This window comes from Pseudomonas abietaniphila, assembly GCF_039697315.1.
Classification (GTDB): Bacteria; Pseudomonadota; Gammaproteobacteria; order Pseudomonadales; family Pseudomonadaceae; genus Aquipseudomonas; species Aquipseudomonas abietaniphila_B.
In genome coordinates this window covers 1,010,302-1,031,093 of record NZ_CP155619.1, presented here as the reverse complement: position 1 = coordinate 1,031,093, position 20,792 = coordinate 1,010,302, and the positions used below count along the sequence as shown (strand labels likewise).

Sequence of the window (20,792 nt, the reverse complement as noted above, 5' to 3'; positions counted from 1 at the left end):
TTGGGTTGCTGTCATGCCGCACAGGCGACTCCTGTCATTTTAGATCGTTTTCATGGCCGGGCAGGGGTATCACCGCGAGCTCCTTTCTGGTTTTCCAGTCGTTGTCAGCGACTTTGCTCACCCTCATCCGGCGTTTTTCTCGGTCTATCTCGGCGGTCAGATACGTGCGCTGTGAAGCGGAGCCGCTGAGAAACAGTGGCACCGATCCGAAATAGTCCGCGCCGTAATAGCGGCCACCGTACTTGTGATAATGCCCTGCGAACACGGCGGTCACCTCGTACGCCTTGATCATGGCCTTGAAACGCTGCAGATCCTGGGCGCTGGTCTGCCAGCCATCGGGTTTGTGCATATTCAGCAAAATGATCAGGTTGTCGGCCCTTGCACGCTTGAGCTGTTCTTCAAGCCAGTCAAGCGAGCCCTTGATCCTGAAGTCATACGTCTTAAAACCTTGTCGCGAATTGAAACTGGCTTCGTAAGTCGGCTCGTTATTCAACTGGATAAGCTGAACGTCGCCGATCCGTTTGCTGTAGGCGAGGCTGCCGACCCACGTTTCGTTCCAGCCGGTCTTCTCGACGTACAACGCCATCGAATCGACTTTGTTCAGCATCCGGTCACGCAGGTCGAACAGGCTGTCCCGGGCGCAACCGTTGTTGGCGCAGTCGCCAACATTGTTTTCGTAATCATGATTGCCCAGACCGAAGTAATAATCACCGCCCAGATGAGCGTCCAGCGTGCGGTACAGATAATCGCGCTGCCAACCGTGGCCAAAGGCAGTCATGTCACCATTGATCATCACGGGCACGTCCTGATCGGGATGGGCTCTGCGTAAATCGGCGATGCTTTTGTATTGCGCTTCAATCAAATCCCTCGACAGTTGCTGGTTGGCTTTGGCCGAGATGTCCTGTTTGTAGTCGCTGTAGGGGCTCCATGGGTATTGCGGGTCCGAAGCAAAGACCAGCGTTGAAGGCGTCGCGTGGGCGGCGATGCTCGCGAGCCAAACGCTTAGCGAGCCGATTAAAAGCGTCCATTTGTTCATGTTCGATACGTCCTTGAGAGAGCGAATGCCAAGTGCGCTTCCTGCGACTTGTGCGTGCAGTCTAGGGACGTAAGAACAAAATCAGGCGTAGATAAAGCTCAAGTTTCAAATGCCGGGTCGTTAAGTGTAAGTGCGAGTTACCGACCGCCGATCAATGGACCTTCGCCCACCTGCGCGGGCGAAGGTCCTGCTATCGGGAACGGTTCACTGGGCGTCGACGGGCTTGTCTCCGTGAGACAGGCTGTACACGTACGCGGCCAGTAAATGCACCTTGTCGTTACCTTGCAGCAGTTCCTGCGCGGGCATCTGGCCCTGGCGACCGTAACGGATCGTCTGTTGCAGCTGCGCGAAACTGGAGCCGTAAATGAAGGCCGCCGGGTGGGTCAGGTTCGGCGCACCCAGGGCGGGCGTCCCTTTGCCTTCCGGACCGTGGCAGGCCACACAGTTGGCGGCGAAGATTTTCTGCCCTGCCACCGGGTCGGCTTTGGCGTCGTCTGGCAGCTTACGTCCGTACAGTTGGGTCAGCACGTAGGCGGAAACATCACGCACGCCCTGATCCAGGATCACTTCACCCCACGCCGGCATCACAGCATGACGGCCGCCCATGATGGTGGTTTTGATGGTCTGCGGCTCACCGCCCCAGCGCCAGTCAGCGTCGGTCAGGTTGGGGAAGCCGTAGGCACCTTTTGCGTCGGAACCGTGACAGACCGAGCAGTTGGTGGCAAACAGGCGACCGCCCATTTTCAGCGCTTGCGGGTCCTTGGCGACTTCCTCGATCGGCATGGCGGCGAATTTGGCGAAAATCGGTCCGAAACGGGCGTCGGAACGGGCCATTTCCTTCTCCCATTCATGCACGCCGGTCCAGCCGGACTGGCCGTTGGAGAAGGCGATCTGCTTGTCGTTATCGACGTAGTCGTAACCCGGCAGCAGGCCTTTCCAGTTGCCCAGGCCTGGGTACAGCACCAGATAGCCCAGGGCGAAGACGATCGTGCCGACGAACAGCATGAACCACCACTTGGGCAGCGGGTTGTCGTATTCCTCAATGCCATCGAACGAATGGCCAACGGTCTCGTCGGTGGTGTCGGCGCGTTGGCCCTTGCGGGTCGCCAGCAACAGCCAGGTCAGGCAGAAGATCGTGCCCAGCGACAGCACCGTCACGTACAGGCTCCAAAACGTAGTCATTGTGTGTTGCTCCTGGAAGCTTTTGCTTGCTCGAGGTGCTTGATGGCCTCGGGGTCGTCGGCAAAGGGCAGCAGGGTGGCGTCGTCGAATTCAGCTTTGCGCCGCGGGCTGAACACCCACAGCGCCAGACCGATGAAGGCCACCATCACGACCACGGTGCCCAGGCCTCGAATCATCCCGATATCCATAGCGATCACCGTTTGCTCTTGATGATGGTGCCCAGGCCCTGGAGGTAGGCCACCAGGGCGTCCATTTCGGTTTTGCCTTTCACGGCGGCGCCTGCACCGGCGATGTCGTCGTCGGTGTAGGGCACGCCCAGGCTGCGCATCACTTCCATCTTGCGACCGGTCAGCTTGCCGTCGAGCTTGTTTTCCACCAGGAACGGATAGGCGGGCATGATTGATTCCGGCACCACGTTGCGCGGGTTGTACAGGTGCGCGCGGTGCCAGTCATCGGAGTAGCGACCGCCGACGCGGGCCAGGTCAGGACCGGTGCGCTTGGAGCCCCACAGGAACGGGTGGTCCCAAACACTTTCGCCGGCCACCGAGTAGTGCCCGTAGCGTTCGGTTTCGGCGCGGAAGGGGCGGATCATCTGCGAGTGGCAACCGACACAGCCATTGGCGATGAACACATCGCGACCTTCCAGCTCCAGGGCCGGGCGCGGCTTCATGCCTTCGACCGGTTTGTTGGTCACGTCCTGAAAGAACAGCGGGACGATCTGGGTCAGGCCACCGACGGCGACGGCGATGACCATGAAGATCGACAGCAGGCCGATGTTCTTCTCGAGCATTTCATGTTTGATCATCAGTGGGCTCCCACGACAGCGATCTGGGCGGCTTCTTCGGCTTCCTCGGTGTTCGACGCACGCACGGTGCGGAACACGTTGTAGGCCATGAACAGCATGCCGCTGGCGAAGAACGCCCCACCGAGGGCGCGCACGATGTAGCCCGGATGGCTGGCTTGCAGCGCTTCGACGAAGGAGTAGGTGAGCGTGCCGTCATCGTTGATCGCACGCCACATCAGGCCCTGGGTAATGCCGTTGACCCACATCGACGCGATGTACAGCACGGTGCCGATGGTCGCGAGCCAGAAGTGAGTGTTGATCAGGCCGATGCTGTGCATCTGCGGACGGCCGTAGAGCCGCGGGATCATGTGGTAGACCGCACCGATGGAAATCATCGCCACCCAACCGAGGGCGCCGGCGTGTACGTGACCGATGGTCCAGTCGGTGTAGTGCGAAAGCGAGTTGACGGTCTTGATCGCCATCATCGGGCCTTCGAACGTCGACATGCCGTAAAACGCCAGCGACACGACGAGGAAGCGCAGGATCGGGTCCGTGCGCAACTTATGCCAGGCACCGGACAGGGTCATCATGCCGTTGATCATGCCGCCCCAGCTTGGCGCCAGCAGGATGATCGACATCACCATGCCCAGCGACTGCGCCCAGTCCGGCAGCGCGGTGTAGTGCAAATGGTGCGGGCCGGCCCAGATGTACAGCGTGATCAGTGCCCAGAAGTGCACGATGGACAGGCGATAGGAGTAGATCGGGCGTTCGGCCTGCTTCGGCACGAAGTAGTACATCATCCCGAGAAAACCGGTGGTCAGGAAAAAGCCCACGGCATTATGGCCGTACCACCACTGGATCATCGCGTCGGTCGCACCCGAATACGCCGAATACGACTTGAACAGGCTCACTGGCAGCGACATGTGGTTGACGATGTGCAGCATCGCCGTGACCACGATAAACGCACCGTAGAACCAGTTACCGACATAGATGTGCTTGGTCTTGCGTTTGACGATGGTGCCGAAGAACACCGCCGCGTAGGTCACCCAGACGATGGCCAGCAGAATCGCGATCGGCCATTCGAGCTCGGCGTATTCCTTGGTGGTCGTGTAGCCCATGGGCAGCGTAACGAGGGCTCCGACTATGACCGCTTGCCAGCCCCAGAAGTGGAAGGCGGCCATGCCATCGGAGATCAGTCGTGTCTGGCAGGTGCGCTGCACGACATAGTAGGAAGTGCCCATCAGCGCACATCCGCCAAAGGCGAAGATCACAAGGTTGGTGTGCAGCGGTCGAAGGCGTCCGAACGTGGTCCAGGGAAGACCGAGGTTCAGGTCCGGCCAAACAAGTTGTGAGGCGATGAAGACACCGAGCCCCATGCCAAGGATCCCCCAGACCACCGTCATGATGGCGAACTGGCGGACTACCTTATAGTTATAAGCAGTCGGACTGATTGCTGTGCTCATTCTAAGGTTCCACGGTTTGGTGTTTTATTAGTGTGGTAACAGCCGCAACATCGAAATAAGCGTAGACCGTTTGCCGCGCAACGAGCACGACACGGACGACGGAAACGACAGATGCGGTTTTTGGCAACCCGCCGCGCAACGAGGCGCAGGATTGAGTTGCCCGAGTGGGCCGCCAGGACGGGGGGAACAGGACGAGTGAGGCAGCGCGCGTGAGTGCCGAAAACTGGATACAACCCTGCGGGTGACGAACAGGTCGATGCTGTCTGTCTGCAAGAGGGAAGGAGGGTCGAGCACAATCCTTTCACTGGGCCTGTGGCTAGCTGTCGCCGGACCACCATGGCGGCAAGCTTAGACGTGATTGGCTGGCGATGGAAGCCGTAAAAACAACTGCGACACTTGGCCGCGCGGGATTGCCGAGGCGCCGCGCCCATCTTCAGGGCGCGGCGCACGACGATTTCAGAAGACAGCTGAAACGTTCCTCCCCCTGATCTCCTTGTCCTTTGGTGGAGGGTTTCTACGTCTAAAGTTGTATACAGAAGCCGTCAACAATTGCACTTTTTCACTGCCCAAAAATTTGGCCCGAGCTGGCAGAAAAGGTCGGCGATCGTTGCGGTTGATCGACCGAAAACAGACAAAAAGGCTGTGCCGTCGGTGAAACCGCCCGGTTGTGTGTGGTTTGGGGCGCTCAGCGTGTCGGTGCTTTTGTCCGAAGTGCCCTGTCAGGGTAAAGAGTGGAAGCTGAACCTTCGCTGTCGTGTGCGGGCATCTTCATGGTCTCGGGAAACATTCAGATTGCCCTGCGTGTTGGGCATAATGACGCACATCATCAGATCAGGGCACGAGGCCAGCATGAGCAAAGAGCACCCGGTAACGCTTGCCGTCGATCAATGTGAGCAACTGGCAAAAAAACGGGGCTGGTTGTGGAACGCGCCGACGACCCAAAAATTGGCTGCGACGTTGATCCTCGCGCACGGCGCAGGTGCGCCCATGGACAGCGATTTCATGAATAACATGGCAGAGCGTCTGGCGGGTTCAGGGATCGGGGTGCTGCGGTTCGAGTTTCCGTACATGGCTCAACGTCGAATCGACGGCGGCAAACGCCCGCCCAATCCACAACCTAAATTGCTCGAATCCTGGCATGAGGTGTACGCCGTCGTTCGTCCCCTTGTCAGCGGGCGTCTGGCCGTCGGCGGCAAATCCATGGGAGGGCGCATGGCCAGCCTGATGGCCGATGAGGTCCAGGCCGATGCGCTCGTCTGCCTTGGCTACCCGTTCTATGCGGCGGGCAAGCCCGAAAAGCCGCGCGTTGCACATCTTGCTGAACTGCGCACACCGACCCTGATCATTCAAGGCGAACGGGACGCGCTGGGCAATCGAGAGGCGGTGGAGGGTTACACGCTCTCGCGCCAGATCAATGTCCATTGGTTGCCCACCGCCAACCACGACCTGAAACCGTTGAAAGCAGCGGGTATCAGTTATTCGGCCTGCCTGCAGGATGCCGCAGAGCGCATCGCCGGTTTTCTATCGCGGTGACGCCAGACCTCCCTCTTCCCGTGGACACATCACGTCGAATTCGCCCCCGGACACGTCAAAGCCAATGGCCGACATGGCGAACTCGAAGGTGCCGCGCAGGCGACCGGTATCAGGGTTGAACTCAAGCAGTGTCACGCTCCCGCGCTGGAAATCCCGCGAGTGATAGACCTGCGCGACTTGCTTGGGGGTGCGGTGGTAAACCGCCGTGATGCGGTCATTGCGCACGAGGTCGTAAGTACCGGGTTCCAGTGTCTGATCGATGAACAGGCCCAGCATCGTCCGGTGTCGGCCGACGTGTCCATCGGCATGAATCTTCCAGATCCGGTGAGTACGCGCGCCCACCAACTCAGGGCGCAGACAGGACAGACCACTCAGGCGAGTGGTCAGGAACGGTTTGGTGTTAACGCAGGCCCTGAAGATGTCCGGCCTGGGGAATATTGGCGATGCAGGTTGCGTGGTGTTGTTCATAAAGTGCTCTCCCTGATCGTGGACCTGCGCCCGCTGAGTCGAGGTCAGCAAGGGCAGGCACACGCGTTATGAACATGAAGGGGAGACCGGAACCACTTTGCAGGCTGGATCCGGTCGGATTTCACCGGTTAACGTCGGTCAGGAAAAGTGCAGCCCGACGCCCAGGACTTTGTTGAAGGTGAAGGCGTAGCCCTCTTGCCCATTGCCAAAGTGTTTAATCGGCGCCTTGGCGAGCTTGGCATCTGTGGACGCCCAGATGTCGGTTTTCTCCAACGGCCACTTATCGCCAAAGGCGGCGTAGACCTCACGCAGCTCCTGCATCGTTGGCAAGCGAGCGTTGTTGCGTTCCGCATCCCACACCACTTCCTGATACGTGTTGGGCTTGAGCCGGGAGCATTTGATGACGCCGCTGACTGTGATCGGATAGGAAAGCGTGGCCCCGGTGGCGTCGGTCACACTGATGGTCGCCGTCCCGTTGCCACGCGACCAGACCACGCCATGCTCCTGAACGCGCGCGACCGCTGTGTTGCTGGACGCGTAGGTGTATGGCTTGACTCCGCCCTTGGCCACGCGTTGCGCGGAGTTGTCGGCAGTCCACTTTTGAGAGACATCCGGGTGGGAAATCACCGTATACGTTTTACCTGACAGCCTCAACGCACTGGTATCGAACGTGAGCGCACTGAGCACCGACAGTTTCAGCTCCATCGATTGGCGCATGGTGCCTGCGCGAGTGACCTGATACGTCACCGAGGCCATGGCGTTCTGCGTCGCCACAATCAAGGACTTCGGCACAGTGAACACCAGTTGATTGCTGCCACCGGTCGTTTGCTCCGGCGTCTCATACCGCGAAGCACCGGCCCAGATCACCTTGACACGGTCGCCGCTGCGAGCGTCATAGCGCACCCGAACCGTGGCGCCCGATTCCGGGATCAACCCGGGCGTGATCACCCCGTCTTCTTTCACGGTGTCCATCGCTGGCTTGGACAGCGCCAACTCGCCGTCTTGGATCATTACCGAGTACGGACGGGAAAACAGCGTTGAACCGGTCGTGCGGATAATGCGATAGGACACCGAGATGCGCTGACCCCGGTTGGCGATTACCAGGAAGTTGGAGAACACCACGGCTAAGGAGTTGCCCACGTCGCTGTCACCGATGACGTTGTCTTTGTACTCATCGCCTTTTGGACTTTTCCAACTGACCCTGACCTGATCGCCCAGGCGCAGATTGGCGCCTGGAGGCACGATCACGGTCGCCCCATGTGGGGCGTTGGCCGGGTCGAGGACGCCGTTAATGGCTTCCTTGATGATGGGGAGGGGAATGGGAATGGTCTGGCCATCGCTGACGGTCAAACGCAGCGACGGCGATTTGAAGAATGCGCGACTGAAGGTGTTGACGGTGTAGTACACCTCCACCGAACCGCCGGCCAGTGCCCTGACTTTTTCGTCTGGAATCTGGAAGACGATCTGGCTGCCGACATTCCCCTCGGCGACCTTGATGAGTTGGTCGTGCATGACATTGGCGCCGCTTTCGGTTTTACCCATCCAGAACAGGTGCACGTCATTGCCTGCAGCCATGAAGTAATACGGGGGTACTTCTGCACGAACATTGCGCGCCGTCGGGTCCAGTACGCCGTTGTTTTGTTCAGCCGCAGGTACACGCGGCAGTGGAAGCTCCATCGGACTGCCCACGATCTTCAGAGGCAGACTCTTTGAACGAAGGGTGTTGCCCGATGGCTTGTTCACCCGGTACTGGAGACGGGCTCGCCCTTGCGCCATCGGTTGGAATTGCGCGTTCGGCACCTGAAACTCATAGAAGCTGCCCGAAGTGCTGACAGTCTTGATGGCGGTGAAGGTCTCCAGCGGCATGCCTTCGGCAGTGTTGCGCTCCATCGACAGCACCAGTTCATCACCGCGCTGGATATCAGGATGGGCAATCACCAGCACTTGAAGATCAGCCGAGCCCAATTGGTCAAGATTCAGTTCCATCCCCGGTGCCTGCGGCGTTACCGGAGCAGGCAGGCTGGAGTCGCCGGCTTCTACTTCCACCTGAGTGGGTAGCGACCAGCGCGACCAGTTGTTCACCACGTCGCGAATCTCGTAACGCACTTCAAGCATGTCCGAGTCACCTGCAAGGTCGATGATTTCCTTGCTCACCGGGATGACGACGGGCTTACCCACCTGATCCTGCTCGGTGATTTCGGTAAGAATCAGTTCGCCGTGCCACGACAGGGTGATCTTGTCGCCCACAAACATGTTCAGGTAAGGCGCGACCTCGACCCGCACGTTTTCAGGTGAGGTGATGACACCTTCCGGGAACACCTTGGGCTTGGCGAGGCGTTCGTTTTCGTAAGGGGTCGCGGGGTTGGTGTCGGTGCCGCCTGGGAGGGTGAGCTTGACAGGAATGATGGCTGGAACGGATTGATTTTTCTGGCCGCCAATGGGTTTGGTGACCTCATACACAAGGGTAATTGCGTCTTGACGGATAAACTTCTGATCAAGCGGCAGAACGACGAAGTTGAAACTTCCGGGCGTAAGGTCTTCGCGTTTTACGGTGTAGTTGATGGCCAGTTGATTGTCGCAGTAAAGATCGATGGCATCGCCTTCACTGATTTCCAGATAGGGGCCCACACGCACTGAGAGCGGAACCTTTGGATCCAGCGTATCCGCATAACCGATGCCACTAGGATCGTGCAGGTTCTGCATCGCCGGTGCCGGCAGTAAAGCTTTAGTTGCACTGTTCATAATTCGGTCTTCCTTGTTTTTGTATTTTGGTTGGCGAGCCCGGAGGCTCGCCGTTGGGGCTGCTCAGCAGCCCCCTCCTGGAATGGACATGGTGATGATCACTTGGGTGGTGATCGAGTTGACCATCACGCCACCTGGGCCCTCTACGCGGTAGTAGGCTTCGCCGCGACCTTCACAAATCAGGCTCAGTTGTTGGGCCGAAACCCGGAAGGTGTAGCCTTGGGCTTGCTCCGTGGCGTCAAGCAGATGGGTGAACTCGATGCTGGCGCCAGGTACAGGCGTGTCGCCGTTGGATCGGTTGTACCCATGGAAGACCACGCTGACGCGCGGATACTTGTCCGCATTGACGTAAGGCGGGATGAAGATCGGCGTGCCGTCAGGGCTGTTCACCGGGCTGATCGCGTTGAATTGGTTGGCGTTGGTGAACACCGGACCGTCAAGGCCATCTGGTCCGCCAGGTAGATCGCCCTCGGAGGTGACGACCACCGTTTGCGCGCCCGACTTCGACGTATTCGGGTTGCCGGCATGGGTCACGGTGTAATACACCTTAATCGCATCGCCCGTGCCTTCGGCGGTCAGCAACGCGTTAGGAACGCTCAGCACCAGATCGAGACCGATGTCGGGCGAGCGCAAGGTGTAAACGGCTGGTGTCCGTTGCGAACCCCAATACAGGCTGAGGGTGTCGCCGATGGCAAATTCGTCCTTCCAGCCAATGACCGCTTCGGCATCCAGCAGAAAGTCATCCTTGTCGATGACGTTGTCCTGATTGTCGGGGTTATTGCTGGTGCCGCGGATGATCGGCAGGGCCAACGCTTCGTTTTCCGGGGTTTCCGGATCCGGGTCCACCGGCCCTGGCAAGGTCAGGTTCACAGTCACAGGCAGCGACAGCGATACGCCCACGAGCACATCGTTGCGGCGAACTTCGTACTGCAACTCGACATTACCCTCGCCAGCCTGTGCGATCAGCGCGTAGGGTACATTGAGGGTAAAAACCGGATCCGAGGTTTCATCGCCGGCCTGCAAAGGCACTTCCGGGAGCGCGGTGCTGCCCCAATACAACGTGATCTTGTCGCCTACCTGAGGGTTGGGGTATTGCGGAATGTCTACGGCCACCTTGGCGCGAGCGTCGGCGTCATCGATCAGGCCGTCGTCAGCTTGTGCACACAGAGGCGCGGGGTAGTCGTTCGGAATTTCCGTCAGAAACAGTTGAAACGTCTCCGGGAGCGATGGGATCGACGTATTTCCCGCTCGGTCGGTGACGGTGTAGCTCACTGGCTCTCTGACATCGCCGAGGTTTTCGAGGAACGCGCGCGTGAAGCCAATCATCACGCGGTCCTGAGTGACTTCTGACGGGGTGACCGTATGCTGTGGGCCTGGGACGCTGCCCCAGAAGGTCTCAATCTTGTCGCCCCAGTCCATGCCTGCATAGCCCGGAACCTCGGCGGTGAGCACATCACCCATGGCGGTCAGTTCGTCCGAGGTCAGCGTGCCGTCCTGTGCTTCGGGCGGGAAGATCATGGGGGCCAGAAGGCCACCGCCTGGCGCGGTGAGATCGACGATCAACGGAATTGTGGGTGAGTAGGCGGTTTGTCCTCCCAGTTCGTTCTTGGCTACGTAGCCAGCCGCATGGACCCCTTCGTTTTCCAGCAAAGTGGCCGGAATAGGCAACGTCAATGCATCGCCAGGGATTTCATCGGCAATGTATTTTTTCTCACCCACCAGGTCGCCGTTCCAAACCAATTGGTAAGAATGGCCAGGCAAAGACTCTCCCCATGCCACCAGATCCATGGTGACCGGTTGCTGCAGGTCTTCACGGGTCAGCAGGCCGTCCACAGGGTCGGCGACGGGAACGCTCGGTTGCGGCAACGCTCTGTTGTTAACGTGGCGGGTAACCAATGATTGATGATTTAATTCACACATAGTGCTTCTCCATTAAATAGGCAGCCGGGATCCTTGATTGAAAAGGCCGCCGAGTTTTTTATTAAGTTAACAGGGCAGGGTGCGCCTGTGGGTATTGCAATTAAGGTCATCCGCGTACGTTTAAATAGGTTGCTATATACGGGATGCAGTTCAACTAATTGTAGTGGGTGTGGCTTGTCAATAGGCGTGTGGTAGTTATTTATATTTTAGTGAGTCTAGATTGCTAAATATTTCAATCGGATTTAACTGGCTGTGGCGTGATGGAGCGTCTGTCAATATAAACGTCGCTGTTTAATGACCAGGCGCCGCCATAGTCGTTCTTAATCTGGTAGCGCGCTTCAATTCGCCCGACGGTAAAATGATCGAGCAGTGTGGATGGGATTTTAAATAGCACCTCATTGAGGTGGGTGTGTTCATCGACCGTTGCGGACATGTTCATCTCTGTGGCCTCAATCAGTTGCCCGTCAATAAACGCGTCATACCCTTTCAGAGACACTTCTATAAGATCCCCAACACTCAGGTTGCGATAAGGTTTGACCCATAATGAAGTGCCTTCTGTCACCGCAGGCAGTCGCAACGTATGGGTAGTGTCGGCGTCCACGAATACGGCACCGGCCAACCCGCACTCACCACCAGGTAATTGCGCCTGGTTCACCACCCGCACAGGTTGCGTCGAAGAGTATGAAGTGTTGGGGTTGTCCGCTCGGGTGACGGTGTAATGCAAAGGAATCGCACGGCCGGGGCCTTCACCGACAATCAGCTTGTTGGGCAGGCAGATCACCAGGTCGGCACCGGCATCGACATCGTTTTGATCAAGTGTCCGCATAACCGGGAGTGGCCATGTTCCCCAGAACAACGCGATCTGATCAAACGCCTTGAAGCCCGTTTGCCAAGGAACGATCACATCCGCGTCGAGGCGGTAATCGTCTTGATCAAGAACGTTGTGCTCACGGTTGGCCTGCTCGCTTCTACCTCGCACCGTAGGCGCTGCCAGTTGCTCGTTGATCAAGGTGGCGGGTGTCGGGTCTTGTGGGCCGGGCAAGGTGACGAAGACATTCACCTGCGCAGCGGGAGAGGTGCCGCCCAACACGCCATTGCGGTACACCTCATACCGGACCTCAACGAGCCCGTCTCCGGCGGCCTGCACCGTGGCGTAGGGCACATGCCACGACAGAATCATCGGCTGTAAAACGGAGGTGTCGTTCAGCAACTGGCCGTGCAGCGTCACCTTGCCCCAGTGCAGCACGACCTCATCGCCCTGCTGCACATTGTCATAACGGGGAATATCCACCCGTACACCATGGCGAGCGTCGTTGTGGTCCAGCAAGCCGTCGGTGGCGGAAGGCACCTCAGGCGCCAACAACGCCTGCGGCAGGTTACGCAGTTGCAGGCTCAGCAGCGCCGGTTCCGACACCCTGGAGAGATTACCCGCGCGGTCGGTGACGGTGTAGGTCACGACGACCTCGCCGTCTTTCAATTGCTCTAGAAAATCCCGCGTGAAGCTGAACACGATGTTGCCGCCGCCCAGTTCATCCGCCTTGAGGGTGCGTTCCGGCCCTGGCTGCTCGCCCCAGTAGGTGCGCACCACATCGCCCCATTTGGCGTCGAAGTAACTGGGCAGCCGGGCGGTCAGCACATCGCCCGCCAGCGCCAGGGCCTCTTCGGTCAACGGCTGCTGGTGGGCCTCGAACAACAGCGGCGCCAGCAGATCACCACCGGGTGGGGTGCGGTCGACGATCAACGGGGATACGGGTGAGTAGGCGGTTTGTCCACCCGGTTCGTTCTTGGGTACGTAACCAACGGCATAGGTGCCCTCTTCCTCCAGCAGGCTTGCAGGAATGACCAGCGTCAACGGATCGCCGGGACGTTCATCGCGAATGTATTTTTTCTCACCCGCCTCTCTACCGTTCCAAACCAGTTGATAAGAATGGCCAGGCAAGGCCTGTGCCCATGCCACCAGATTGATGATGATCGGCTGTTGCAGGGCCTCCAGGGTCAATAGTCCATCTACCGGGTCGGCTTGAGGGATGAGTGGTGGTTTCAACATATGCTTTGGCCTCTTGTTGGATGATGCAGGTTATGGTTTTTTATTGTTGCTTCGTCTTCACAGATACAAGTGCCTTCCTGCGTATTGACGCGTCATTAACAGCAGGCTTCATTCACGCGTAAAACGCGCGGTATGTGAGTGGCACTTCTTAACTAATAGCGGTTTCGTCGGGTTGTCAATGGTGGGCGTGCAAATATAGGGGGGCAGTTTTTATTTGGAGTAAAAATACGGACTCACGAATGATCTGGCTCAAGTCAGTTGCGAGTGGCTTTTCTGATTTAGGGCAATTGCTGGAAGCTAACGCGCATAGTTAAAGGTCTTTTTTTCATCTGAGGAGTAATTGTCACTCAATGGGTCTTGGCTCGGTCACTTAATCAAGCGTTGGTCGAAATGAGGTAGCTCACCCCTGCGTTCTGAACATCCGGGCAGTCGTCTTGTTTGTTTGTACAAAACATCACAATAAGCGTTTTTTCCGTAGGAAAGGTATGACACTCATTTGGGAGTGAGTAACGCTGTCCTATATCCATTTTAATTGCTGGAAGAAAGTCTCTCTGTCGCAATCTGTCGTTCTTTTAAAAGAAGGGCGTATAGCGTGAACGATAAATGCAGTGTATTTCAGGGCGCAGGCACCCATTGGCAACTTTTGGGGGTGTTATGTGGCATGTCGATCACAATACAGAGCGTGGCACAGGAGCAACCTCTCAGGTTATTGCCGGGCGCCATAACTATTCCGGCGGGGGCCGTCGAAACCGTTGATCAGGCCACAGGCCTGGAGTATCTGCTGAACCGGGGCGCTACGCTGAACCTGCTTGAGGGAGGGGTGATCAACAACATTCAAGCGGGTTTTTTTGATGGGCTCGTAAATATCACAGGGGGCGTAGTCGAGCAAACGATCGATGCCCCCAGCATATCGGCCGCCATTTTGGTGAGCGCCGGTACGCTGAATGCGACCGATGCGATTGTATGGAGCGATACCAAGACGGCGATAGACCTCGTTGCTGCTGGCGAGTCGAGCAATGCGATGAATCTGAACAACAGTTTCGTATCGGGCGTTGGTAACGCGATAAAAATGGCGAGAAGCGACGCCGTTTTGACCGCTACCCACGTGCTTGGCGTAGGGGGTGCTGGCGGGCCCGGGGTAGGCGTGCAGACCGGTGGTTCGAATCTCACTATCGAAAATAACAGCCTTATCGAGGGTGAACGGGTGGGGCTGACGGTCACCACCTCTGGTCCAATACCTGGTTCCGGCAATCTTCCCCCCCCCCCAGACGTCGTGATGATCGATCACTCCATGGTGGTGGGGCACTTCGGGCCCGCGATAGAGCTTTTTGACAATGCTACTTCGCCCGCCGTTGCCACTATCACGCTGCAAAACAACACCGAACTGGTGGCTGGCAATGGCAATCTGGTGGAGGTCAAGGATAAGGGTCAGCTTGACCTGATCGTCGACGACAGCCGCCTCAAGGGCGATCTGCTGGCTGCAGAGGGCGCTCGTCTTGATGTCGTATTGCAAAACGACGCGCGATTGAGCGGGAATGTGACCAACGTCAACAGCATGACCATCAACTCCGATGCGCGCTGGAAGTTGCTGGCCGATAACCAGGTGCCGACGCTGAAGATGGGGGCTGGCCGTGTCAGCTTCCGCGGTGACGCCTTCAATACCCTTACGGTGGGCGAGTTGTCTGGCCGCGGTGTATTCGACATGCGCATCAACCTGGACAACGCCACGGGCGACATGCTGAACGTCACTGGACAGGCCACCGGCTTTCACCACGTTAACGTCGAGAATACCGGCGCAGAGGTCGTGCCTGCGGAGTTCGACGCGCTGCGAATCATTCATACAGAGAGCGGTAACGCGGTTTTCGAGTTGGCGGGTGACCGTGGCCGTGCCGACCTCGGCGTCTACTCCTACGCGCTGGAGCAGCAAGGCAACGACTGGTTCATCGTCGGCTCCGGCAAGATCGTCAGCCCGTCGACGCAGAGTGCGTTGGCGTTGTTCAGCGCAGGGCCGACCATCTGGAACAGTGAATTGACCACCTTGCGCAGCCGCATGGGTGAGGTGCGTGGTCAGGAGCAGGGTGGTGGCTGGATTCGCAGTTACGGTAACCGCTTCAACGCGTCGCTGGATGCGGGCGTGGATTATCAGCAGAAGCAGCAAGGGCTGTCGTTCGGTGCGGATGCGCCGATTCCGGTCAACGACGGGCATCTGTTGGTGGGGTTGATGGGGGGTTACAGCAAATCCGATCTGGACATGAGCCGTGGCACCTCGGGGGAGGTGGACAGCTACTACGTCGGCGCTTATGGCACCTGGCTGTCGGACGAGGGTTACTACGTGGACGGCGTGTTGAAGCTGAACCAATTTCACAACGCGTCCAAGGTGGCGATGAGCGGTGGCAGCAAGGCCAAAGGCGACTACAGCAACAAGGCGGTAGGCGGCTCTGTAGAGTTCGGCAAGCACATCAAGCTGCCTGACGATTACTTCGTGGCGCCTTATGCGCAGTTGTCGAGCGTTTGGATCGAGGGCGACAGCTACACGCTGGACAATGGCCTGCAGGCCAGGACCAGCCAGACTCAATCGGTACTGGGTAAAGTGGGTAGCACCGTAGGGCGTCAGTTTGCGCTCAAGGACGGTGGTGTGGTTCAACCCTATGTGCGTGTGGCTTTGGCTCATGAGTTTTCCCGTAGCAATGACGTGAGCGTCAACGATCAGCGTTTCGATAACGACCTGTTCGGTTCCCGGGCTGAGCTGGGAGCCGGTGTTTCGGTAGCGTTGTCTGAACGCCTGCAGGTGCATGCCGACTTCGATTACATGAAGGGCGAGCATGTCGAGCAGCCGTGGGGCGCAAACGTCGGTTTACGCCTTGCGTTCTGATCGTCGGGCATTCGATCGTCTGATCTGATGCGTCTGTTGTTTTTGTTGTAAGCGCCCCGGTTACATCGCTGTAACCGGGGCTTTTTCATGCCCGGCGTCAGCCGTTCCGGTCAGCACCCATCAAGGGTGCGGATTGCCTCGACGAAGGACGCGGTTGCGACTTGATCGCCGTTTGGCACTGCCCTTCAAAACGACGGTCAGCACTTCGGAAACGCCCACCAGACGCGAGCGACGAACGACTTCGTAGCTGACCTCGACAAAGCCGTTCTTGTAGTCCGCCAGCGCCGCATGGGCCAGGTACTGCGTCAAGCGCGGCCCGTTACGGCCCTTGGTCTCGCCGACCGTGGTGAGGAAGGTGTTGTAACCCCAGCGCATCTTCAATTGATCACCTGCCCAAAGCTTGGGTGAACGGGGAACCTCGATGAAAATGCCATCGATGAGCTGCTCCCGGGTCACGACGCCGCTCTTGTTGTTGACGAGTGTCGGGGCTGCGAACACCGGCGTGGCGTCCATGGTTGCTTCATGGGGCTGCCAGGGAAAGCTGGGGACACTGCGCAGATAGTGTTCAAAAATGATCGCGGTTTCGTTTGCAATGACGTCCGCAGAGGGCACCGCCTGAAACTCTTCAAAGTGCGGAATCGAAGGCGTATAACCTGCCCGCTGTTTCGGTTCGTCACTGTTTCCCATTACTGGATTTTCCTTAGACTCCTTATCGCTGTCGGGTGTATTTGCTTGTGATTCAACGGGTGGCGGGATGTCCATTTCATCTTCCATGGAAACTCCTTGGTTAGCGGGCTGTGATGATGTTTAAAAGCTCGGGTCTATCAACGGGGTGTGTAGACCCGTCCGCTTTCCGCATATGTTCAGTTGCAAAATAATTACTGTCAATCGCTTCAAATGCAGAGGTTTTACATGACTTTTAAAGTGTAAAAAGGTTATTGAACATTGCCTGGAAATGTGTTTTCCGCCATTTTTTGCCGATTTATTGAGGTTAAAAATATTTATTTATATACACGCGTCACAAAAAATCTGCTGCCTCTCGGAAACTTCCGACAAACTTGTAGGGAATGAGGAAGTAAAAGTGCTGAAGAAAATTGTAACCGCGCGCCGATTTTTTCTGAAAGGATCGGACCTCCACGCAAATGCGTGGAGGCTTTCTCGTCAGATATCCGGATGGATCGTGAAAATAATCCGTTACAATTGCAGAAAAAGCTTAACAGGCAGGGAAATGATCGACTCGTTGCCCGCCCGGTCGGTCACGAAGTACTCGATCGTGACGTTTTCGCTCCCGACGCTTTGCAAAAATTCACGCTTAAAGGTGATCTCGATCGGTCGCAGGGAGAGCTCATCGGCATGGACGAGATGGATCGGGCCTGGGGTTTTGTTGCACAAGGTCTGGATGACGTCGCCTTGCTCCATGCCGGCGTAGCCGGGGACCAGGCCAGTCACTTCATCGCCGAACGGCTCAGATGGAAACACCATTGCCGCAAGAAGTGCTGCACCTGGAGCGGTGCGGTCAATTCGAATTGGGACGGACTCAGAGGTTGCCGAGACTTGGCCTATGACATTAGTGGCTTTGTAGGCAACCCTATACATGCCGTCATGCTCGAGATACTCCCGAGCCAGCGTAAGCATCAATTCTGAACCTTCTTCAGGCACAGGATCTGGAAGTGCTTCAATCGGGCCTATCGGATTACCGTCAAGCATTAGTTGATACGTGTCCCCCGGGTCGGAGGAGAGCCAAACTTCAAGAAGAACAGTAATGTCGTCTTGAGAGTCTGCAAGAGAAATCAGGCCGTCCGGTGCGGCAACCGGGATAAAAGGTATTGCAAGTTTCTTATTAATTATTTGGATTCCTTTGTTTTGCTAGTAGTGAGTCGCAATTGTCCGGATCAAACGCTGGAATGCATTCTTCGAGAACAAGCGCTCTAGATCAGCGCCAACACCATCATGGTGTTATTTGATTTCGCTATCTGAATTTCAACTAATAGCGATTGTTCTGCTCTGTCAACCCGACATTCCTCAATAATTCGGCGAAAAATGCAGCTGTGTGCAACTTTCGGAAACTTCCTACTTTCTCGCAAACAATAAAAAAGCCCCGACAGTAGCACTGTCGGGGCTCGGGGTATTGCGTGAAGAGGTTAGCGGTTGAATCGCTCCACCAAGGAGTATTGGGTGTTGGCGGTGTGGGTCAGTTCGGCGCTGAGGGTGGCTGAGCGGCGGGCTTCGTCGGAGGTCTGGTCGGCCAAGTGGGCGATGGTGCTGATGTTGCGGCTGACTTCTTCGGCCACGGAGCTCTGTTCTTCGGTGGCGGCGGCGATCTGGGTGGCCATGTCGGTGATGTTGGCGACGGCATCGCTGATGCCCACCAGCGCCTTGTCGGCTTCCATGACCTGCTCGACGCCTTCTTCGGCCTGACGGCGACCGACTTCCATGGTCTGCACGGCGTTGTTGGCGGTCTGTTGCAGTTTGGCGATCAGCGAATGGATCTGACCGGTGGATTCGGTGGTGCGCTGCGCCAACTGACGAACTTCGTCGGCGACCACGGCAAAACCACGGCCCATTTCACCGGCACGGGCAGCCTCGATGGCGGCGTTGAGGGCGAGCAGGTTGGTCTGGTCGGCGATGCCTTTGATCACGTCGACCACGCCGCCGATCTCGTCGCTGTCCTTGGCCAGTTGAGTCACGGTCAGGCCGGTTTCGCCGACCGAGGCGGACAGACGCTGAATGGCTTCACGGGTTTCGCTGGCGATGTTGCGCCCGCGACGGGTCAGTTCGTTCGCTTGCTGGGTGGCGTCGGCGGTGCGTTGTACGTGGCTGGCGACTTCCTGAGTGGTCGAGGCCATCTGATTGATCGCCGTGGCGACTTGCTCGGTTTCCACGCGTTGGCGTTCCAGGCCGCTGGAGCTGGCCTGGGCCAGGGTGTCGGACTGCCGGGCTTGTGAGTTCAGGTGTTCGGCCGTGTCCTGCAGCCGGGTCAGGCAGGTTTTCAGGCGCGCTTCCTGGCTCAGGATGGACATTTCCAGGCGCGCTTGCGGGCCGCGGCTGTCGGTGTACATCTGCGCGATTAACGGGTCGGACGTGGTCTGTTCTGCCAGACGCAGCAGTCGCTTGAGGCCACGTTGCTGCCAGCTCAGGCCGAGCAGGCCCAGCGGCACGGAGAGGGCGGCAGCCAGCGCAAAGCCCCAGTGGGAGTTGAGCCACACGCCGATCAGGAAGCTCAGTTGGCTGACCATGATGAACGGCAACCAGTCCTGCAGCACCGGCAGCCATTTATCGCGGCCCGGCACGGCGGCCTTGCCGCTGTTCAGGCGTTGATAGAGCGCTTCCGCCCGACGGATCTGTTCGGCTGTGGGCTTGATGCGCACCGATTCAAAGCCGACGACCTGCTTGTTCTCAAAGATCGGCGTGACGTAAGCGTTGACCCAGTAATGATCGCCGTTTTTGCAGCGATTCTTGACGATGCCCATCCACGGCAGACCCTGTTTGAGGGTGCCCCACATGTGTTCGAACACCGCGGATGGTACGTCAGGGTGGCGCACGGTGTTGTGTGGCGCTTTGATCAGTTCATCGTGGGAAAAACCACTGATTTCAACGAACGCTTCGTTGCAATAGGTGATCACGCCGCGCGCGTCGGTGGTCGAGATCAACCGTTGTTGCGCCGGGAACGTCCGTTCGCGTTGGGTGATGGGCTGGTTATTTCGCATGCGCTGTTCAATCCGGAAAGGCTTTGATGAGTTATCGGCCCGTCAGTCAGGAAATTAAGCGTTTTGTGAACTGCGTCATGGGAAGGGTTGGCGCGGATGTCGCTCAGCGATCGAACATCGGGTACGTGAATAGACTGAAATGCGCGAGATTGAGCCCGAAGTGGGTAACGACCGCAGCCGCAAGCCCGCCAGAACGGTAGGCGATTCCATAGCCGAGCCCCGCGATGCCCGCCAGCACGGCCCATTGCCAGCCTGCGCCGAGGTGGGACAGACCAAACGCCAGCGAGGCGAGGAGCAGGGCCAGCGTCTGGTGATATGGCACGCGTTTGAGCAAACGGGTCAGCCCTCCCTGCAGGTAACCCCGGAAAATCAGCTCTTCGGTGAGGGTGACCAGCAACAGGTTGTTCAACGCCCAGATACCGCCTTGCGCGGGCCATTTCGGTGTCCAGCCAATCAGGCTCATCGACATTGCGGTGATCAGGCAGAGGACGGTGGTGACAGGCAGCATCACGGACGTGGCGATCACGGCACGGCGCAGGGCAACGGCGGTGAACACCCAGGGACAGGCCAGCGCTACCCAGAAGCCAATCAAGGGTTTATCGAGGTTGAGGTACATCGAAAAGGGCGCGGCTTCCGGGGTGAAGCGTACGGCCGTGATCACACGGGCACTGAAAAAGCCGGGCAACCAATGACTGGCCAGGCCCGCAGCGAGTGCGACGAACAGCGCATGACCCAACGTGCGCACACCCAGGTGTGGGAAATGACTGACGCAAATCCCGGCCATGATCAACAGCCCGAATGTGACGACCACGGGCGTGCTCAATTGCCCGTACACCAGCGCGATGCAGTAACCGAGGGTGAGCAGCGTCAGTGTGCTCCAGCGGAGCGCCGGCATGAGGTCGTCCTTGAGGGTGGGATAAGGCCGGCGATTTTAGCGTTGATTAAACGAGGATGCTTGTGGGAATCGGCTGAAAGTGAGGGGATGAAAAGCGTTTCGAGGGTGGAGGGTGTTTATCGAGAAGGCAGACTTCAAGGGTG

General features: G+C 57.9%; 16 protein-coding genes. 2 read left to right on the top strand and 14 right to left on the bottom strand.

From position 1 onward, the window contains the following. Window positions 1–34: 34 nt before the first annotated feature. The 5 genes from ABDX87_RS04515 to ccoN all read right to left on the bottom strand — a co-directional run bounded on the left by ABDX87_RS04515 (window position 35) and on the right by ccoN (window position 4,465). Entirely contained in the window at window positions 35–1,036 is a 1,002-nt protein-coding gene (locus ABDX87_RS04515) for a metallophosphoesterase family protein (RefSeq protein WP_346831800.1), read from the bottom strand. Window positions 1,037–1,240: 204 nt separating this feature from the next. After that, window positions 1,241–2,218 carry a cytochrome-c oxidase, cbb3-type subunit III gene (gene ccoP, locus ABDX87_RS04510; protein ID WP_346831799.1) on the bottom strand — a complete coding sequence of 326 codons (978 nt, stop codon included), beginning with the start codon at window positions 2,216–2,218 and terminating at the stop codon, window positions 1,241–1,243. Further along, entirely contained in the window at window positions 2,215–2,406 is a 192-nt protein-coding gene (locus ABDX87_RS04505; RefSeq protein WP_346831798.1) for a cbb3-type cytochrome oxidase subunit 3, read from the bottom strand. Before ABDX87_RS04505 ends, ccoP begins: the two co-directional genes overlap by 4 nt. A 5-nt stretch (window positions 2,407–2,411) precedes the next feature. Then, window positions 2,412–3,023 (bottom strand): cytochrome-c oxidase, cbb3-type subunit II, encoded by a 612-nt coding sequence (gene ccoO, locus ABDX87_RS04500; protein WP_346831797.1) that lies wholly within the window; start codon window positions 3,021–3,023, stop codon window positions 2,412–2,414. After that, entirely contained in the window at window positions 3,023–4,465 is a 1,443-nt protein-coding gene (gene ccoN / locus ABDX87_RS04495; RefSeq protein WP_346831796.1) for a cytochrome-c oxidase, cbb3-type subunit I, read from the bottom strand. Before ccoN ends, ccoO begins: the two co-directional genes overlap by 1 nt. A gap of 849 nt (window positions 4,466–5,314) precedes the next feature. On the opposite strand from ccoN, the gene ABDX87_RS04490 reads away from it, so the two are divergent. Then, window positions 5,315–5,998 carry an alpha/beta family hydrolase gene (locus tag ABDX87_RS04490; RefSeq protein WP_346831795.1) on the top strand — a complete coding sequence of 228 codons (684 nt, stop codon included), beginning with the start codon at window positions 5,315–5,317 and terminating at the stop codon, window positions 5,996–5,998. Here the strand turns inward: ABDX87_RS04490 and ABDX87_RS04485 are convergent. The 5 genes from ABDX87_RS04485 to ABDX87_RS04465 all read right to left on the bottom strand — a co-directional run bounded on the left by ABDX87_RS04485 (window position 5,987) and on the right by ABDX87_RS04465 (window position 14,688). Then, window positions 5,987–6,466, bottom strand: a complete 480-nt coding sequence (locus ABDX87_RS04485) for a hypothetical protein (protein ID WP_346831794.1) — start codon at window positions 6,464–6,466, stop codon at window positions 5,987–5,989. The genes ABDX87_RS04490 and ABDX87_RS04485 overlap by 12 nt on opposite strands. Window positions 6,467–6,604: 138 nt before the next feature. Beyond that, entirely contained in the window at window positions 6,605–9,208 is a 2,604-nt protein-coding gene (locus tag ABDX87_RS04480; protein WP_346831793.1) for a hypothetical protein, read from the bottom strand. A gap of 63 nt (window positions 9,209–9,271) precedes the next feature. Further along, window positions 9,272–11,128 carry a hypothetical protein gene (locus ABDX87_RS04475; protein ID WP_346831792.1) on the bottom strand — a complete coding sequence of 619 codons (1,857 nt, stop codon included), beginning with the start codon at window positions 11,126–11,128 and terminating at the stop codon, window positions 9,272–9,274. A gap of 232 nt (window positions 11,129–11,360) precedes the next feature. Further along, a complete protein-coding gene (locus ABDX87_RS04470) occupies window positions 11,361–13,175 on the bottom strand; it encodes a hypothetical protein (protein ID WP_346831791.1) in 1,815 nt (604 codons plus the stop codon). 706 nt (window positions 13,176–13,881) lie between these two features. Continuing rightward, complete coding sequence (locus ABDX87_RS04465; RefSeq protein ID WP_346831790.1) at window positions 13,882–14,688, bottom strand: hypothetical protein; 807 nt, start codon at window positions 14,686–14,688, stop codon at window positions 13,882–13,884. Window positions 14,689–14,712: 24 nt separating this feature from the next. On the opposite strand from ABDX87_RS04465, the gene ABDX87_RS04460 reads away from it, so the two are divergent. Beyond that, window positions 14,713–16,047: an autotransporter outer membrane beta-barrel domain-containing protein gene (locus ABDX87_RS04460; RefSeq protein WP_346831789.1), complete on the top strand. Its 1,335-nt coding sequence runs from the start codon at window positions 14,713–14,715 to the stop codon at window positions 16,045–16,047. Window positions 16,048–16,167: 120 nt separating this feature from the next. Here ABDX87_RS04460 and ABDX87_RS04455 read toward each other — a convergent pair whose 3' ends face one another. From ABDX87_RS04455 to ABDX87_RS04440, 4 genes are all read right to left on the bottom strand, one after another. After that, window positions 16,168–16,821, bottom strand: a complete 654-nt coding sequence (locus ABDX87_RS04455) for a hypothetical protein (protein WP_346831788.1) — start codon at window positions 16,819–16,821, stop codon at window positions 16,168–16,170. 420 nt (window positions 16,822–17,241) lie between these two features. After that, window positions 17,242–17,754: a hypothetical protein gene (locus tag ABDX87_RS04450; protein WP_346831787.1), complete on the bottom strand. Its 513-nt coding sequence runs from the start codon at window positions 17,752–17,754 to the stop codon at window positions 17,242–17,244. 434 nt (window positions 17,755–18,188) lie between these two features. After that, window positions 18,189–19,754: a methyl-accepting chemotaxis protein gene (locus ABDX87_RS04445; protein ID WP_346831786.1), complete on the bottom strand. Its 1,566-nt coding sequence runs from the start codon at window positions 19,752–19,754 to the stop codon at window positions 18,189–18,191. A 103-nt stretch (window positions 19,755–19,857) separates the two neighbouring features. Beyond that, the gene (locus ABDX87_RS04440) at window positions 19,858–20,649 is read right to left on the bottom strand and encodes a CPBP family intramembrane glutamic endopeptidase (RefSeq protein WP_346831785.1); all 792 of its coding nucleotides are present in this window, start codon (window positions 20,647–20,649) and stop codon (window positions 19,858–19,860) included. Between the last annotated feature and the right edge of the window lie 143 nt (window positions 20,650–20,792).

Bases quoted from the DNA above. Each gene is read 5' to 3' on its own strand.
- ABDX87_RS04515 (WP_346831800.1), bottom strand. From the start codon at position 1,036: ATGAACAAATGGACGCTTTTAATCGGCTCGCTAAGCGTTTGGCTCGCG.
- ccoP (WP_346831799.1), bottom strand. From the start codon at position 2,218: ATGACTACGTTTTGGAGCCTGTACGTGACGGTGCTGTCGCTGGGCACG.
- ABDX87_RS04505 (WP_346831798.1), bottom strand. From the start codon at position 2,406: ATGGATATCGGGATGATTCGAGGCCTGGGCACCGTGGTCGTGATGGTG.
- ccoO (WP_346831797.1), bottom strand. From the start codon at position 3,023: ATGATCAAACATGAAATGCTCGAGAAGAACATCGGCCTGCTGTCGATC.
- ccoN (WP_346831796.1), bottom strand. From the start codon at position 4,465: ATGAGCACAGCAATCAGTCCGACTGCTTATAACTATAAGGTAGTCCGC.
- ABDX87_RS04490 (WP_346831795.1), top strand. From the start codon at position 5,315: ATGAGCAAAGAGCACCCGGTAACGCTTGCCGTCGATCAATGTGAGCAA.
- ABDX87_RS04485 (WP_346831794.1), bottom strand. From the start codon at position 6,466: ATGAACAACACCACGCAACCTGCATCGCCAATATTCCCCAGGCCGGAC.
- ABDX87_RS04480 (WP_346831793.1), bottom strand. From the start codon at position 9,208: ATGAACAGTGCAACTAAAGCTTTACTGCCGGCACCGGCGATGCAGAAC.
- ABDX87_RS04475 (WP_346831792.1), bottom strand. From the start codon at position 11,128: ATGTGTGAATTAAATCATCAATCATTGGTTACCCGCCACGTTAACAAC.
- ABDX87_RS04470 (WP_346831791.1), bottom strand. From the start codon at position 13,175: ATGTTGAAACCACCACTCATCCCTCAAGCCGACCCGGTAGATGGACTA.
- ABDX87_RS04455 (WP_346831788.1), bottom strand. From the start codon at position 16,821: ATGGAAGATGAAATGGACATCCCGCCACCCGTTGAATCACAAGCAAAT.
- ABDX87_RS04450 (WP_346831787.1), bottom strand. From the start codon at position 17,754: ATGCTTGACGGTAATCCGATAGGCCCGATTGAAGCACTTCCAGATCCT.
- ABDX87_RS04445 (WP_346831786.1), bottom strand. From the start codon at position 19,754: ATGCGAAATAACCAGCCCATCACCCAACGCGAACGGACGTTCCCGGCG.
- ABDX87_RS04440 (WP_346831785.1), bottom strand. From the start codon at position 20,649: ATGCCGGCGCTCCGCTGGAGCACACTGACGCTGCTCACCCTCGGTTAC.